At 65.1% G+C, this 16,598-nt stretch carries 13 protein-coding genes; 5 read left to right on the top strand and 8 right to left on the bottom strand.

All coding sequences use genetic code 11. The features are described from left to right. Positions 1–10: 10 nt before the first annotated feature. Together TZ00_RS00965 and TZ00_RS00970 are read right to left on the bottom strand one after the other, a co-directional pair. On the bottom strand, positions 11–1,357 hold the full coding sequence (locus TZ00_RS00965; protein ID WP_161793711.1) for a PrsW family intramembrane metalloprotease: 1,347 nt from the start codon (positions 1,355–1,357) through the stop codon (positions 11–13). A gap of 67 nt (positions 1,358–1,424) precedes the next feature. Next, a complete protein-coding gene (locus tag TZ00_RS00970; protein ID WP_044438592.1) occupies positions 1,425–2,846 on the bottom strand; it encodes an FAD-binding oxidoreductase in 1,422 nt (473 codons plus the stop codon). A gap of 56 nt (positions 2,847–2,902) precedes the next feature. Here TZ00_RS00970 and TZ00_RS00975 point away from each other — a divergent pair, with 56 nt between their 5' ends. Next, positions 2,903–3,949: a YihY/virulence factor BrkB family protein gene (locus TZ00_RS00975; RefSeq protein WP_044438594.1), complete on the top strand. Its 1,047-nt coding sequence runs from the start codon at positions 2,903–2,905 to the stop codon at positions 3,947–3,949. Here the strand turns inward: TZ00_RS00975 and TZ00_RS00980 are convergent. The 4 genes from TZ00_RS00980 to TZ00_RS00995 are packed head-to-tail and all read right to left on the bottom strand — an operon-like array spanning position 3,930 to position 8,441. Next, positions 3,930–5,480, bottom strand: coding sequence for an aspartate ammonia-lyase (locus TZ00_RS00980; protein WP_084605831.1), 1,551 nt, complete (start codon positions 5,478–5,480; stop codon positions 3,930–3,932). The genes TZ00_RS00975 and TZ00_RS00980 overlap by 20 nt on opposite strands. A gap of 54 nt (positions 5,481–5,534) precedes the next feature. Beyond that, positions 5,535–6,929 carry an aldehyde dehydrogenase family protein gene (locus TZ00_RS00985; RefSeq protein ID WP_044438597.1) on the bottom strand — a complete coding sequence of 465 codons (1,395 nt, stop codon included), beginning with the start codon at positions 6,927–6,929 and terminating at the stop codon, positions 5,535–5,537. A gap of 25 nt (positions 6,930–6,954) precedes the next feature. Then, a complete protein-coding gene (locus tag TZ00_RS00990; RefSeq protein WP_044438599.1) occupies positions 6,955–7,251 on the bottom strand; it encodes a hypothetical protein in 297 nt (98 codons plus the stop codon). Further along, positions 7,248–8,441, bottom strand: a complete 1,194-nt coding sequence (locus tag TZ00_RS00995; protein WP_044438601.1) for an inorganic phosphate transporter — start codon at positions 8,439–8,441, stop codon at positions 7,248–7,250. The genes TZ00_RS00990 and TZ00_RS00995 overlap by 4 nt, the downstream gene beginning before the upstream one ends. A 187-nt stretch (positions 8,442–8,628) precedes the next feature. Here TZ00_RS00995 and TZ00_RS01000 point away from each other — a divergent pair, with 187 nt between their 5' ends. Beyond that, entirely contained in the window at positions 8,629–9,495 is an 867-nt protein-coding gene (locus tag TZ00_RS01000; protein ID WP_052521178.1) for an alpha/beta hydrolase fold domain-containing protein, read from the top strand. Positions 9,496–9,498: 3 nt separating this feature from the next. Here the strand turns inward: TZ00_RS01000 and TZ00_RS01005 are convergent, their stop codons facing one another. Then, complete coding sequence (locus TZ00_RS01005; RefSeq protein WP_044438603.1) at positions 9,499–10,338, bottom strand: aldo/keto reductase; 840 nt, start codon at positions 10,336–10,338, stop codon at positions 9,499–9,501. A 68-nt stretch (positions 10,339–10,406) separates the two neighbouring features. On the opposite strand from TZ00_RS01005, the gene TZ00_RS01010 reads away from it, so the two are divergent. The 3 genes from TZ00_RS01010 (at position 10,407) to TZ00_RS01020 (ending at position 15,020) form a co-directional block, all read left to right on the top strand. Further along, positions 10,407–11,831 carry a maltokinase N-terminal cap-like domain-containing protein gene (locus TZ00_RS01010; protein WP_044438605.1) on the top strand — a complete coding sequence of 475 codons (1,425 nt, stop codon included), beginning with the start codon at positions 10,407–10,409 and terminating at the stop codon, positions 11,829–11,831. Next, positions 11,828–13,963 (top strand): S9 family peptidase, encoded by a 2,136-nt coding sequence (locus TZ00_RS01015; RefSeq protein WP_044438607.1) that lies wholly within the window; start codon positions 11,828–11,830, stop codon positions 13,961–13,963. The genes TZ00_RS01010 and TZ00_RS01015 overlap by 4 nt, the downstream gene beginning before the upstream one ends. Positions 13,964–14,063: 100 nt before the next feature. Beyond that, the gene (locus tag TZ00_RS01020; RefSeq protein WP_084605832.1) at positions 14,064–15,020 is read left to right on the top strand and encodes a phosphodiesterase; all 957 of its coding nucleotides are present in this window, start codon (positions 14,064–14,066) and stop codon (positions 15,018–15,020) included. 13 nt (positions 15,021–15,033) lie between these two features. Here the strand turns inward: TZ00_RS01020 and TZ00_RS01025 are convergent, their stop codons facing one another. After that, on the bottom strand, positions 15,034–16,566 hold the full coding sequence (locus tag TZ00_RS01025; RefSeq protein ID WP_420796223.1) for a stealth family protein: 1,533 nt from the start codon (positions 16,564–16,566) through the stop codon (positions 15,034–15,036). Positions 16,567–16,598 lie beyond the last annotated feature (32 nt).

Raw genomic sequence — 16,598 nt, forward strand, 5'->3', positions numbered from 1 at the left:
GCCCCTGCACTCAGATGACGGGCGGCCCCTGTGGCGACTGCTGAGGAGCGCCGTACTGGTCGAAAGGCTGCGTCGGGTCGGAGGGCTGCGGATAGCGCTGGGGCGCCGTGGAAGCGGGAGCCTGCGGGCCCGACGCGAGCAGCAACGCCCTATCTGCTGCGACAGCCTGCAACAGATCGGCCTCGTCTCGGCGGCCGCCGATGCTGTCGCGCCCCGTGACGACGCGCTGTCGCGCGAATGCCAGCCGCGTCGCATCCTGGGTGAAACGTCGCATCACGCGACCCTTGTCGCCTCCCTGGGCCGCGGCCCAGGCTCGCGCCTGCCGTCGCCCTGCGCTGGTCGAAAGCATCGAGACCTCTTCGGGTGTGAACCACCCCGCCGATGCGTACTCGTCGAGACGCACGCGGGTGAGCGCGGCTTCGCGCTTGCGCAGGAACACGACGGCGACGATCGCGAGGGCGAACAGCGGAACCTGCACGATCGCGTAGACGAGGAAGAAGCCACCGAGCCCCTCGACGATGAAGGACGATCCGTTCCAGAGGGCGTGCAGCAGCATGGCCGGAATCAGACCGATGAAGAAGAAGCCGATGCCCGGGAGCCAGCCCTTCTTCTGCGACGCGAAGCCGAGCGCGACGCCCGTGCAGGCTGTGAACATCACGTGGGCGAAGGGCGACATGATGCCACGCAGGAAGAACGTGAAACCGAGACCGACTCCCCCGGACTCGATCAGCGACGAGCCGAAATAGAGGATGTTCTCGGTGAAGGCGAATCCCGCCGCGACGGTGGCTCCGTACACGAGCCCGTCGATCGGGCCATCGAAGTGACGCCGCAGCACGAAGAAGAGGATCAGGATGCCGAGCCCCTTCGCGCTCTCCTCGACGAGTGGCGCTTGGATGACGGCCGAGAAAAAGTCGCCGACTCCGCCCTGCCCTTCCGTGGCGTAGTAGACCGCGAGCTGCACCCCGAGGCCCACGAGCAGTGCGATGGCCACCGAGGCGGCCGCGCCCCAGAGGAAGGCGAACCACAGCGCGCCACGCGGTTCCGGTTCCCAGCGGTCGATCCAGGTGATCGTGAGGATCACGACGGCGAGAGGAATCAACGCGATGAGAGCGCAGATCAGGAGCGCGACAGGCCCGAGCCCGATGGCGAAGTAGACGAGCACGGCGAGGAAGACGAATCCGAGAACGCTGATGCCGATGATCGATAGCACCAGTCCGGTGGATCTTTGAGTCGGGGGCGTGGGCGCCGCCCACACCGCCTGCTCGGCGTAGACCGGGTTCACCGCCTGCTGAGGCTGAGGGGCGAATGCAGGCGCGGCCTGCTGCGGATAGTAGCCGGGCTGATAATGCTGGGACACAATGCTCCTCATCGGTGACTGGCCACTGATCTTAGCGGCACAGCACCTGTTCGGGGGTGACCGCGGATCAGAAAACCGCGCCGGGATTCATGATCGACAGCGGGTCGAAGACCGCCTTGATGCCGCGTTGCAGTTCGAGACTCCGCGGCCCGAGCTCGTTCTCGAGCCAACGCTTCTTCAGTACGCCCACACCATGCTCGCCGGTCAGAGTTCCGCCCAGCTTCATGGCCGCCACGAACAGCTCGTCGGCCGCCGCCCAGACCGAGGCCGGCACCCACTGATCGTTCTGCTCGCCCGATCCCTCGGCCTGCTGCGAGGCGCGTGGCGGCAGCACGAAATTGGGATGCAGGTTGCCGTCGCCCGCGTGAGCGATCGTCGGGATCGCGATGCCGTGCCGGCGCGAGATCTCGTCGATCGTGGCGAACATGTCGGCGAGGCGCGATCGGGGAACGCAGATGTCTTCGATGAGCACCTCGCCGGCGGAGGCGAGCGCGGGGTGAAAGTTGCGCCGCACAGCGAGGAGCGCCTCCCCCTCGGCGGAGTCGTGCGCCAGGCGCACGTCAGCTCCGAGGCCCGTCAAAATCTCCGAGATCGCCGCCCCCTCGTCTACAGCGCCACGCGCATCCGTCTGCACGAGCAGATACGCACCGCCGCCAGCCGACAGCCGGGTGCCGGAGTACGCATCGATGGCGACGAGCGATGCGTGATCCATCAGTTCCATAACGGCGGGTCCGATGCGGGCGGCCGTTATCGCCGCCGCTGCCGCTGCGGCGTCACGGATATCGCCGAAGAACGCCCCCAGCGTGACGACGTCGCCGGGCGGAATCGGCCTGAGACGCACTGTCGCCTCGACGATGACACCGAGCGTGCCCTCTGATCCTGTGAGAAGGGCAGTGAGGTCGAGACCCGTGACCCCCTTCACGCTGCGATGTCCCGTTCGGAGCAACGACCCGTCGGGCAGCACCACGACAAGACCCAGCACCGCTTCTCTCGTGACCCCGTACTTCGCGCAGAGGAGTCCTCCGGCGTTCGTGGCAATGTTGCCCCCGATCGTTGAAATGGCCTTCGATGCCGGATCGGGCGAGAACACCAGACCGTGCGGCGCCACGACGTCGCTCAGCCGCTGATTGATGACGCCGGCCTGCACCACGGCGAGTTCATCGGCCGGGTTCACCTCGAGAATCTCGTTCATGAGCTCGGTCGAGATCACGAGCGCGCCATGAGTGCCGACACCGCCGCCGGCCAGCCCGGTGCCGGCCCCGCGCGGTACGACGGGAATCCTGAACCTGGTGGCGATTCGCATGGCCGATTGCACGTGCTCCGTAGTGCGGGCTCGAACCACCGCGAGGGGCAGGCCTGGCGCCACCCATCCGGACTTGTCCGAGCGCACAGACTCAAGAAGGGCCGGATCGGTCGACACCGAATCGCCCAGTTCGGACTGGAGTGCCTCGACAACAAGCTGAGGCGACGTTGGCTCGGAGGAGAACATACGGCCATGCTAGGCGGTGTCGCGGCACACCTCGGGCTGCCCTCTACTATCGAATCATGACGAGCGCGGGTGACCCCCTCCCCACCCGCAGACAGCTCGACCGCAGAGCGACGCGGTATGCGATTCGTCGCACCTGGCACGGGTTCATCCTGCACCGCGACATCGACGCGGCGGCCGCGATCACGTTCTTCTCCGCGCTATCACTCTTTCCCGCAGCCCTTGCCGTCGTCTCAGGACTCGCGCTGTTCGACAGCCGTGGCGCGACCATCGAGCTCATCTTCGACGTTGTCGGTCGCCTCTCGCAGCCCGATACCTCCGCGGCCGTGCGCGCGATCTTCGACCAGCTCTCTCTTCTTCCGAACTCCGGCTGGGCCCTTCTCATCGGCACGGTGCTGACCCTGTGGACCGTGTCGGGGTTCGCGACCGCATTCGGCCGTGCCATGAACAACGTGTACGAGGTCGAGGAGGGACGCCGACTGACGAAGAACCGCCTACTGATGCTCGGTGTCGCCGCGGGTCTGATCGCCTGCTACCTCGTGATCGGCATCATCGTGGCGATCACGCCCTCCGTTGCGGCGGCGCTCGTCGCCTCCCTTGGCTGGCCCGACGTCATCGCACAGCTCTGGTCAGCACTCAAGTGGATTCCGCTTGCCGTCGTCGCAATCTTCACCGTCGGATTCCTCTACTACGGAACGCCCAATCTGCATCGGCCGCGCTTGCGCTGGCTTTCGGTGGGTGCCACGTTCACGGTGGCCATCTGGACCCTCGCGGCCCTCGCATTCGGCCTCTATCTCGCAACATTCGCGAACTACGACCGCCTGTACGGCTGGCTCGGCGTACCCATCGCCGCGCTCATCTGGCTGTACATCTCATCGGCGGTGCTGATTCTCGGCGTCGAAGTGGATGCCGAGCTCACCCGTGCGCGCCAGCTGCTAGCCGGACTTCCTGCCGAAGAGACCATCCAGATGCCGCTGCGCGACACCGCGCGCAACAGCATCCTGGCCCGACGCTGGTCGGCCGACCTCTCAGACGGACGCGAGCTGCGCCGCCTCTCTCAGCTGCTGCGAGAGGCGGAGTCGAACGCTACCGACGTTCCCTCGTAGCCGCCTCCGCTTCGGCCTGCGCGATCACCTGCACTACGTCGGTGACCGGCTCGAGACCGGTGAGCCGGGCCGGCGACAAGAGCTTGAGCACGCGCTCCCTGTCCATCAGTCCGGCCTCCACCACGAGGTCTGCGATGTTGCGCTTCGTGAGAAGGGCGGCGTGCGCCAACGAGGATGCCGCCGAGTAGCCGATATAGGGAGTGAGCGCGGTGACGACGCCGACACTCGACGCGACCATGGCGTCGAGCCGCTCGTGGTTGGCCGTGATGCCGTCGATACAGTTGATGCGCAGTGTGCGGCACCCCTGGCGCATCCATGCCAGGCTCTGCAGCAGCGAGTGCGCGATAACGGGTTCGAAGGCGTTCAACTGCAGCTGTCCCCCCTCGGCCGCCATGGTGACGGTCACGTCCGCACCCGCCACGGAGAAGGCGATCTGATTGACCACTTCGGGAATGACCGGGTTCACCTTGCCCGGCATGATGCTCGAACCGGCCTGCCGGGGCGGCAGATTGATCTCGCCAAACCCTGCCTGGGGCCCGCTCGAGAGCAGCCTGAGGTCATTGCAGATCTTGGAGAGTTTGATGGCGCTGCGCTTCAGAATTCCGGAGAGCTGCATAAAGACACCCGCATCGCTGGTCGCTTCGATGAGGTCGGCCGCGGTGATGTGCTCGTAGCCGGTGAGAGCGCTGAGGTGGGCCCGCACCGATTCGACGTAGCGCGGGTCGGCGGTGATGCCTGTGCCGATGGCCGTAGCGCCGAGGTTGATCTCCCACAGCAACGGGACGGTCTCCTCGAGACGATCGAGGTCTTCGGTGAGAGTGGTCGCGAAGCCGTGGAACTCCTGGCCGAGCGTCATGGGCACGGCATCCTGCAACTGTGTACGGCCCACCTTGAGCACACCGGCGAACTCTTCGCCCTTCGCCGCAAAGGAGTCACGCATAAGCGCATGCTCCACAAGCAGCCGCTTGAGCGAGAAACACAGCGCGAGCTTGACTGCCGTCGGGTACGTGTCGTTCGTGCTCTGGCTGCGGTTCACGTCGTCGAGGGGATGCAGCAGGTCGTAGCGGCCCTTCTCTTCGCCCGCGAGTTTCAGGGCGACATTCGTGATCACTTCGTTGGTGTTCATGTTCGTCGACGTTCCGGCGCCGCCCTGGATGACCCCCACCACGAACTGGTCGTGGTACTCGCCCTGGCGGATCGCCTCACAGGCGGCGTCGATCATTGCGCCCTTCTTGGCTGAGAGAACGCCGATCTCAACGTTCGCCCTGGCCGCCGCCTGCTTGACGATCACGAGTGCGTCGATCAGGTCGGGGTAGACCGAGATGGGCCGACGGCTGATCGGAAAGTTCTCGAGAGCGCGGGCGGTGTGCACGCCCCAGAATGCGTCGAACGGAATATCGACGCTGCCGAGCGAATCCGTCTCCGTGCGGAAACGAGTGGCCGTCGAGGGCTGGGCGGCCGTCTCGGCCGAGGTCTGCGCAGCGAGTCTCTCGGCGGCCGTTGTGGGCGCGGTCGTGGGGGCATTCTCCATGTGACTATCAGCTCCATTGCTCGTGAGAGGGGCTCGTGGCCCCAGCAAGCAAGCCTAGCTCAGCCTGCGCAGGAGACCCCGGATGAAGGAGCTGCGCCTGGGCGTGTACGGCGGGTAGACGAGGCCCAGGGTATCGGGCGTCAAAGGCTTGGAAAGGACAGCCTTCTCATGGCTGAACGTCTCGACGCTTCGCCTGCCGTGGTAGCTGCCCGTTCCACTCTCGCCGACCCCTCCGAAGGGCAGCCCCGGAACGCTCAGGTGGGCCACGGTGACGCCGAAGCCGACGGCTCCCGACGACGTCTCGGTCAAGAATCTGCGACGCGCTGTCTTGTCGTCGGTGAAGGCGTAGAGGGCGAGCGGTTTGTCGCCCGAGCGGATGTAGGCGATGGCGTCGTCGAGTCCCGTAACGGTCACGATGGGGAGGATCGGCCCGAAGATCTCCTGCGCCATGACCTCGTCGTTCCGGTCGACGTCCACGAGGACTGTCGGTTCGATGTAGCGCTCCGACGCGTCGAATCGACCTCCGATAGCAGAAGTGCCCGCGTTCACGAGGCCGGACAAACGCTCGAATTGCGCATCGTTCACGATGCGCCCGTAATCGGTCGTCTGTCGCGCGTCGAGGCCGTAAAGCGACCCGATCGCTCGTCGCAGCGCCTCGACGAGGCGACCGGCGACATCCGCTGTTGCCAGTACGTAGTCTGGCGCGACGCACGTCTGGCCGGCGTTCAAGAACTTGCCCCATGCGATGCGTCTCGCCGCTGCGTCGATGTCAACCGTGTCGTCGACATACACCGGCGACTTGCCGCCGAGTTCGAGCGTCACCGGCGTGAGGTTCTTGGCTGCGGCCGCGGCCACTATACGGGCAACCCTCGAGTTGCCCGTGTAGAAGATGTGGTCGAAGCGCTCGGCGAGCAAATCGGTCGTCTCGTCGACACCGCCCTCGACCACGATGACCGACCGATCGTCGAGATAGCGCGGCAGAAAACGGGCCATCACTGCCGATGTGGCGGGAGCGAGTTCGCTCGGTTTGAGCACCACCGCATTGCCTGCTGCGAGGGCGCCGACCAGCGGAGCGAGAAGCAGCTGAACCGGGTAGTTCCACGGCGAGATGATGAGCACAACACCCAGGGGCTCGAGCATCACGGATGCGGATGCCGGGGCCAGCGCGAGGGGAACCGGGACCGACCGCGGTCGAAGCCAGGACTTCAGACTCGAGATCGTGTGCGAGACCTCGGCGAGAACGACTCCGATCTCGGTCAGCTGCGACTCGCTCGGGTTCTTGGCCAGGTCATCGCGAAGGGCGCGCTCCAGCTCAGGGCCGCGCTCGAGAAGGAAGTCGCGGAGCCCGTTGAGCTGCTCCATCCTCCAGCGGAGCGAACGCGTGCGCCCCGAATCGAAGCTGCTACGAACAGCGGTGACATGTTCGGAGATCGCCGGAATTGAATCCATGGCCACGACCCTAGCGCGGCCGATGTCAGGACGCGTGGAAGAACGGCACGATCAGGTATATGCCGAAGAGAACCGCGCAGCTGCACAGGGCGAAGCACGCCACCGCGGCGATCGTTGCCCACCGAGGTCGACCCTCCGGCTGGCCGCTCACGACGGTGACGGAGCCCGAAGGCGTGGTCTCGATGACGCCGGGCGAATCGTCGGCGTCGAGGCCGCGACCAACGTTCAACAGTCGCAGACCGTAAGCGAACAGGCTGACGACGACGGACGCCGAAACGAGTGCCGCTGCTGCGACGATGGCGAATGCCGCCCAGTCGATCATTCGGCTGCCTGCCTCTTCTTCTTGCGGTTCTTGCGAGTGGCCTTGGGGGTGCGCACGGCGCCGACAGCGGCGTCGACCTCGCTGACGACGGTTCCGCTCGTGACCTTGTCACGCGACGAGATCACAAAGATGGCCACGATCACCGCGAGACCGAGCACGGCATCGATGACGATACCGACCGGCCCGATGGTGACGAGCAGCGCTGCGACGGCACCGACAGCGGCGGCGGCCGGAAGCGTCAACAGCCAGCCGACTCCGATGCGACCCGCAGTGCGCCACCGTACAGATGCACCCTTGCGCCCCAAGCCGGACCCGATCACGGAGCCCGATGCGACCTGGGTGGTCGACAGCGCGAAACCCAGGTGGCTCGACGCGAGGATCGTCGCAGCCGTGCTCGTCTCGGCGGCGAAGCCCTGGGCCGGCTTGATGTCAGTGAGGCCCGTTCCCATCGTCTTGATGATGCGCCAGCCGCCCGTGTAGGTTCCCAGCGCGATGGCGAGGGCGCACGCCGCGATGACCCAGAACTCCGGTCCAGTGCCCACGGCCTGAGCTCCGGTCGCGATCAACGTCAGAGTGATGACTCCCATTGTCTTCTGCGCGTCATTCGTGCCGTGCGCGAGCGCGACGAGCGACGACGAGAAGATCTGCGCGTAACGGAAGTTGCCGCGCCCAAGGCCTCGCCCCGTCGCAGGATCTCGGGTGATCGCATAGGCGAGCCGGGTGGCAACGAAGGCGACGACCCCCGCCACAATGGGAGCGACAAGAGCGGGAAGAACCACCTTCGACACAAGAACAGTGAAGTCCACGGCTCCGACGCCCGCACCGACGATAGCCGCTCCGATGAGTCCACCGAAGAGCGCGTGAGACGAGCTCGACGGCAGCCCGAAGAGCCAGGTGACCATGTTCCAGCACACGGCCCCGATCAGGCCGGCGAAGATCATCTCCGGCGTGATCTGGATTCCTCCGTCGCCCTCTTTGATCAGGCCGCCGGAGATCGTGCGTGCAACCTCGGTGCTCAGAAACGCGCCCACGAGGTTGAGCACGGCCGCCAGTGCGACGGCCATCCGCGGCTTCAGAGCGCCCGTCGCGATAGGTGTGGCCATCGCGTTGGCTGTGTCGTGAAAGCCGTTCGTGAAGTCGAAGAAGAGGGCCAGAACGATGACCAGGACAACGATGAGGGTGAGATCCACCAGCGACTCTCTCTAGAGGTGCACACACGTTCGCGCAGCGGAAGTTCACCGCTTCTCTTCGCGATGAGTTCACACACTATTAGGGTGTCTAGGGTTGCCCTGTTCACGGGCAACTAGATGATCGCATTCTTCGCTCCGCACGGTCAACTTCTCCGGCGGGTCCCGAACAGATGGACTTCAACCGCCCATGCGCCGCCGGCTCGCCCTCGTGTGCGGAATAGTGATCGCGTCGCTTGCGCTCGGCGGCTGCCAGCAGTGGTCGACCCCTGACGTGACCGACCGCGTCGCCGACGCATCCGGAGCAGAACCGGCAGCCCAGGTTCTCGTCGGCGGCGTAACCTCCGAGGTCTTCTCGAGCGCATCCGAGTCCACCGACACGCAGGTGCTCTTCATTCATGGAGGGTCATACGTGCACGAAGCCTCGGCCCTGCACGCCCCGTTCTTCGACGAGATTCTCAGCAACGCCAACGCGACGATCACCATGCCGATCTACGCGTTGGCTCCCGAACACGGCTATCGGGTCGCGTACGCGCAGATGCTGGATGTCTACCTCGCGCTACGTGCATCGCATCCGGATTCGCCGATCGTTCTGATGGGCGGATCGGCCGGCGGTGGCTTCGCGCTGGGTTTCGCGCAGAGTCTCGTAGAGCAGGGTCTCCCCCAGCCCGAGCGCATCGTGCTGCTCTCGCCGTGGCTGGATCTGACTCTCACGAATCCCGATATCCCGGCCATCGACACGAACGATATGCTGCTCGACCGAGACGCGCTCATCCCGAACGGGTTGGCGTGGGCGCACGGCGACGATCCCAGGGGCTACCGCCTCAGTCCAGTGAACGGTTCGCTGGCGGGGCTCGCGCCGACGACCGTGCTCGTCGGCACCAACGACATCCTCTACCCGGATGCGCTGACGCTCGAGGCCCGGGCGAAGACGGCGGGTCTCGACTTCGAGCTGGTCGCATTCGCCGGAGCGAACCACGTCTTCGCGATGTCCCCGGGCCGCCCGGGCGACGAGGCACGCAGCATTGTCGAGAAGCTCGTCAGGCCTCTCGACTGAGCGTCACTGTTCGTTGTGCGTGACCGGGTCCGCGCCGAACAGTCGGCCGTCGGGCCGCCCCAGAAGCGTGATGGCCTCCATCTCGGCCGAGGTCAGCTCGAAGCCGAAGACGTCGAGGTTCTGGGCCTGCCGCACCGAATCCGCAGACTTCGGAAGCGGCACACTGCCGAGTTGAACGTGCCAACGAAGCACGACCTGCGCCTCGGTCACCCCGTGGGAACGGGCGGCCTCGACGATCACAGGCGACGCCAGCACATCTGAGCCCTTGCCCAATGGACTCCACGATTCCGTGCGAATGTTGTGCACCTCGTGGAATTCGCGGAGGGCGAGCTGCGGGAAGTATGGGTGAAGCTCGATCTGGTTCACGGCGGGCAGCACGCCCGTCTCCGACTGCAGACGGATGAGGTATTCCTCGGTGAAGTTCGAAACTCCGATCGACCGAGCCAAGCCCTGCTCGTGCAGCTGCACCATGGCCCGCCAGGTGTCGACGTAGCGGTCGTCGCCGGGGTTAGGCCAGTGGATGAGGTAGAGGTCGATGCGGTCGAGTCCGAGCCGGTCGAGCGACTCCTGGAACGATGCGAGCGTGCTGTCATACCCGTGGGCGCGACCGGGGAGCTTCGTGGTGACGACGATCTCATCGCGTGGAACGTCGGTGTTTCGGACGGCTTCGCCCACGGCATCCTCGTTGCCGTAGTTCACAGCGCTGTCGATCAGTCGATATCCAGCTGACAGGCCTGCGCTCACGGCCGTCACCGCCTCGGCTCCCTTCAGCGGGTAGGTGCCAAGCCCGACAGCGGGGAGAGTGTTGCCATCGGCGAGGAGGTGAGTTGGCGCGATCGTCATATATCGAGCCTAACCATGTCTACAGCAACCCCCTGGGTGTCCGCACTCCCCCGGGGTATGGTCAAAGAATGATCGCTGGTGCAGTCCGTCCTGACCGCCGTCCGACTACTCTCCCAGGCTGGGTTGCGCGCCAGCGGTGGTATCAAAGCGCTGCGCAGAGCGCAGAGCTCGTCCTCGTTGGCGAGTGGCTTCTTCCGGCTGCACCCGACGGCACCGCTTTCGTGACGCACCTGCTTCGCGATGGCTCGGGAGCGGCATCCACGCTCTATCAGGTGCCGCTGGCCTACCGCTCGGCGCCCAGGCCCGACGCCGACGAGTCCACTCTGGTCGGCACCGTCGACGGCGAGGTCGATGGATCGTCGGCCACGCTCTGGGTGTACGACGCCCCGCACGATCCGGCCTACTGCGCTGCGCTGCTGGCCTTCATGCTCGATGGCGAGGTGAGCAGCGAGAGTGCGCGGTCATCGGGCGCCAGTGCCGCAGGGCATCGCCATCCGACGGCATCGCCCTCGACTTTCGCCGAGGCTCACGTTCTCCGCGGCGAGCAGTCCAACACATCGATCATCTTCGACACAGTGGATGCCACGGGCGAGCCGTCGCTGCCCGTCATCTGCAAGGTCTTCCGCACCCTCCACCACGGCGAGAACCCCGACATCGTCGTTCAGTCCGCGCTCGCCGAGGCCGGGTGCACGCTCGTGCCTCCCTCTGTCGGGTACGTCTCGGGCACCTGGCGGGCCGAATCATCACCTGACTCCCCCGTTGACGCGGGCCATCTGGCCTTCGCCCAGCGGTTTCTTCCGGGGGTGCGCGACGCGTGGCGCGTAGCCCTCGATGCCGTCGAGAGCCGTGAGGACTTCAGTGATCGGGCACGGAGCCTGGGTGCAGCCACCGCAGAGGTTCACGCCGTGCTCGCAGACATCCTGCCCACTGTCGCTGCGACGGCGGCAGAGAGGGCGCAGGTCGCATCGAGCATGCGGGGGCGCCTGAGCGCAGCCGTCGCCGAGGTGCCAGAACTCGGTGTGTATTCGTCGGCCGTCGACGCCATCATCTCCGGTGCCGAGTCAGCCGACTGGCCGAGGCTCCAGCGCATCCATGGCGATTACCACCTCGGCCAGGTCGTCGCCGTTCCCGATCGCGGATGGGTGCTTCTCGACTTCGAGGGCGAGCCGCTCCGCCCCCTGAAGGAGCGGTCTCAGCCTGATCTCACTCTGCGTGATGTTGCGGGCATGCTCAGGTCGTTCGACTACGTCGCAGGCTCATTCGAGCAGTCGCATCCGGGCGCCTCGGCCGACGACTGGGCCCGCGCATCCCGCACGGCATTCCTCGAGGGGTATTCTGCCCGTGCCGGCGTCAACATCGAGCGCTTCCGAGTTCTGCTCGACGCACTCGAGATAGACAAAGCGCTCTACGAATCCATCTACGAGGCACGGAACCGGCCGACCTGGTTGCCGATCCCCGTGACCGCGATCTCCAGACTGGTTGCCCTGACATGACACACTTCCCCGATGCTCCCCGTGCGGAGCGCCACCCATTCCCGCGCACGCACCACGGAGACACCGTCGTCGACGACTTCGAGTGGCTACGTGACAAAGACGACCCCGCCGTGCGCGCTTATCTCGACGCCGAGAACGCCTTCACGCAGGCGTCCACAGCGCACCTCGCCGACCTGCGGCAGTCGATCTTCGACGAGATCAAGTCGCGCACGCTCGAGACAGACCTGTCGGTGCCCGTGCGTCATGGTCGCTACTGGTACTACTCCCGCACGGTCGAGGGAAAGCAGTACGGCATCCACTGTCGGATCCCCATCTCGCACGACGACGACTGGACGCCTCCGGATCTCGCGTCGGACGACGCCCGCGAAGAGGTGCTGCTCGACGACAACATCGAGGCGGAGGGCACCGATTTCTACTCGCTCGGCAGTTTCGACGTCTCGACAGACGGGCGCCTTCTCGCATACTCGGTCGACACGACGGGCGACGAACGGTACACGCTGTACATTCGCGACCTCGAGACGGGTTCCAACCGAGCCGACGTCGTGCCCAACACATTCCCCGGCGCCACGTTCTCCCCCGATGCGAGCGTCGTCTTCTACCCGACCGTCGACGATGCATGGCGCCCCGACACCATCTGGCGGCACGCTGTCGGCACCGACGCGTCCCTCGACATCGCCGTTTTCACCGAGCCCGACGAACGATTCTGGGTCGGCGTGGGGCTCACCCGCAGCGGCCGATTCCTCGTGCTCGACATCGCGTCGAAGATCACGAGCGAGGTGCGCATTCTCGACACTCTCGACTTAGAGGGCGAGTTCCGGGTCGTATGGCCTCGACGAGAAGGCATCGAGTACCAGGTCGAGCACGCGGTCATTGCGAGTGAAGACCGCCTGCTCATCGTGAACAACGACGGCGCCGAGGACTTCCACGTGGTCGACGTGCCTGCTGATTCACCCCGTGACGAGACGGCATGGCGCACTGTCATCCCATCGCATCCCGGTCGTCGAATCGAGGAGGTCGACGCCTTCGCCGGCCACCTCACGGTCGAATACCGCCGGGACGGGCTCACCCGCGTTGCCATCATCCGGCTCCTCGATGGCGCCGCCCCGTTCGGCCCCATCGAAGAGATCCCATTCGACGAGCCTCTTTTTCAGGTCGGCACAGGCGGCAACCCTGAGTGGACTCAGCACACGGTGCGGCTCGGCTACACGTCTTTCGTCACGCCCTCGACGGTCTACGACTTCTCTGTCGCCGACGGAACGATGACTCTACTGAAGCGACAGGCCGTGCAGGGCGATTACGACCCCGACGATTACCGGCAGGAACGTGTCTGGGCGACTGCCGACGACGGGGCACGCATTCCCATCTCCCTCGTCAGTCGCCGGGTCGACGAATCTCGGATGCCACGGCCGACACTGCTCTACGGTTACGGCTCGTACGAGGCGAGCATAGATCCGGGCTTCTCGGTGCCCCGGCTCTCTCTTCTCGACCGCGGAGTCGTCTTCGCTATCGCACATGTGCGCGGCGGCGGAGAGCTCGGCCGCGCGTGGTACGAGCAGGGAAAGACGCTCGCGAAGAAGAACACCTTCACCGACTTCGTCGCCGCCGCCGATGAACTCATCGATTCGGGCCGAACCAGCTCGGATCTCATGGTGGCCCAGGGCGGAAGCGCGGGCGGCCTGCTGATGGGTGCTGTCGCGAACATGGCCCCCGACCGTTTCGCCGGCATCCTCGCCCAGGTTCCCTTCGTCGACGCTCTCACCTCGATTCTCGATCCGGATCTTCCGCTCACCGTCATCGAGTGGGACGAGTGGGGCGATCCGCTGCACGATGCCGAGGTCTACGCATACATGAAGTCGTACTCGCCCTACGAAAATGTGAGAGACGACATCCGTTATCCACCGATCCTCGCCGTGACGAGCTTGAACGACACGCGCGTGCTGTATGTCGAACCGGCCAAATGGACCGCCCGCCTCAGGCAGGCGGAGGCGCCGGTGCTGCTGCTCACTGAGATGACGGCCGGGCACGGCGGCGTGAGCGGCCGCTACGAACGGTGGAAGGAAGTCGCCCAGGAGTACGCCTGGGTACTCGACCGCATGGGCCTTGCCTCCGTGGAGCCCATCAAAAATATCTAGGAATCTGCGCGCCGTTTACCCGTCATTCAGTGAGACGTGGTTTATTAGGTGCAAACGCACGGAGGTCGCCCGAGCCTTCGGCATCACACCCGAGGTTGACATGCCTGTCAGAACCGCCGAGTACCCCCGCCCCGATCACTTCATCCTGCACCTGAGCGACACGCATTTCATCGGGGATGACGGCCTTCTCTACGGGGCCATCGATGCAGAGGCCCATCTCGCCCAGCTGCTCATCGAACTCGAGGGTTCGAACTCGCGGCCCGAAGCAATCGTCTTCACGGGAGACCTCGCCGACAAGGGCGATCCTCGTGCCTACGAAAAGCTGCGAGCGATGGTCGAACCCGTCGCCGCGCGCCTGGGCGCCCAGCTCATCTGGGTCATGGGCAACCACGACAACAGGGCGTCGTTCAGGGCGGGACTGCTCGGCCAACTTCCTTCGATGAAGCCGATCGACAGGGTGCACGATGTCAACGGACTGCGCGTCATCGCGCTCGACTCGAGCGTGCCCGGCTCGCACTACGGCGAGATCACCCCGGAGCAGCTCGACTGGCTTGCCGAGGAACTCTCCTCCCCCGCTCCTCACGGCACGATTCTGGCGCTGCACCACCCGCCCGTTCCGAGCGTTCTCGATCTCGCGGTGCTCGTTGAGCTGAGAAACCAGTCGGCCTTGGCCGAAGTGCTCGAAGGAACCGACGTGCGCTCCATTCTGGCGGGGCACCTGCACTACTCGAGCACAGCTACATTCGCAGGCATCCCCGTGTCGGTCGCATCGGCCACGTGCTACACACAAGATCTCAACGTTCCTGTGGGCGGAACACGCGCCCGCGATGGGGCGCAGGGATTCAACCTCGTGCACGTCTACGAGAACACCATCCTGCACACCGTCGTGCCGATCGGCAGCTACAGCACGACGTCGTACACGTCAGCCGAAGAGACGGCGCGCATCCTCGAACGCGAGAACGTCGTGATTCGCGCGGCAAAGCCGACCGCGATTCCCATCGATCCGATTCTCACCGTGCCCCAGCTGCTGCCTCAGGAAGCCACGCTCTCGTCTTAAGCGATTCGCGCGCTCAGACGGATGTCTTCTCCCACGGCGCGGGGATCGGGAAGTATTTCTCGAGGAAGTCGACCATCAGTTCGGCACGCTCGTCTGCGGGCACCTCGGGAAAGCTGCCGTCATTCAGGCAGAACAGGTCGTATTGACGTCGGCGAAGCAGAGCCGGGAGCCTACCGAGACCGCTCTTCAGAGTGGTGTCGACATAGAGCACCTTGGCGTCTTCTTGAGTGACGGCGTGACCTTGCAGAAGCGCGTAGTAGTGGTACAGCGAATTGGTGACCGAAATGTCTGACTTCGAACGGAACCGGCTGGCGGCCGTGCGCCGGAACTCCTCAGGGAAGTCCGCCTCGAGGAGAGAGATGATGCTCTTGCGCAGCGGCGCGGGCGTGTGCTCGAGATGACGCGTGATGACGTGCCCGAACTTCTTCTGAAGAAGATCGCGGTTCACTCGGGCCGAGTTCTCGAACCCACTGCGGCTGGGATCGCTGAAGCCCAGGCCGATGCGGGTCGTCGCCTCGATGAACTTGGTGACGCCTCCCGATGAGAAGAACATCGACGGCGGAACAAGACGCCCGAAGAACATGTCGTCGTTCGAGTACAGAAAATGTTCGCTCAGACCCGGGATGTTGTGCAGCTGGCTCTCGACGGCTTGCGAGTTGTGCGTGGGCAGCACTGATGGATCTTCGAAGAACTGCTCACTGCGCATGAGTTGCACCCGGGGGTGTTCATCGAGCCAGGCGGGACGCGGCGAATCGGTTGCGATGAAGATGTTTCGCACCCACGGAGCGAAGAGGTACACCGATCTGAGGGCGTACTTCAGTTCATCGACCTGACGGTAGCGCGCGTCGGCCTCGTCGCCCTCGCCGACGACCACACCCTCCATGCGCGCAGCCCTGGCCTTCTGATACTCGACGTCGTTGCCGTCGACCCACGAGAAGACGAGGTCGATGTCGAAGGTGACGTCGGTGGCGTGAGGCTCGAACATGCCCTGAAAGGTGTCCCAGCTGCGGCCGTACAGCTCGACCGTCGCGGGGATGGCCTCGACCAGAGGCAGTTCCCGGCGGGTCAGCGAATTCTCGACCGGACACACATAGTGGTCACCCTCGATGCTCCAGAACTGCAATTCGATACCAGTAGACGATCCGTAGCTGAGACCGCCCAAGGGCTCGAGTCTCGGACGGAACAGTCGGAAGATCATCGCCGAGCGCTTCTCCGAGAGGAGGCCGTCCCCCAGTAGCACCGGGGGCCTCCGTCGTCCGCCGACCGTGCGCGAGTAGAACGGCTCGTCGGCGCAGGCTGCAGCGAGAGCCTTCTCGACACGTCGGCGCAACGGCGCATCGACCACGAGGACGGGGCGCTCGTCGTTGCCACGCACGAGAACGAAATCGATGCCTCCTGCGATGAAGGCATCGCGAATGAAGAGCAGATCTTCGACGAGGGCCTGGTGCGGAGTCAGCGACGTGTTGATGAGCGTCGCAAGACCCTTCTTGACAATGACGTCGGGCCGACCGTGCACCTCGGGCCACGACCGAGGTGCGCCATGCACCCCCGTGGCTGCCGTGAAGAGTTCTTGGGGGG

Origin of the sequence: Agreia bicolorata (assembly GCF_000938265.1) — a bacterium.
Lineage (GTDB): Bacteria > Actinomycetota > Actinomycetes > Actinomycetales > Microbacteriaceae > Agreia > Agreia bicolorata.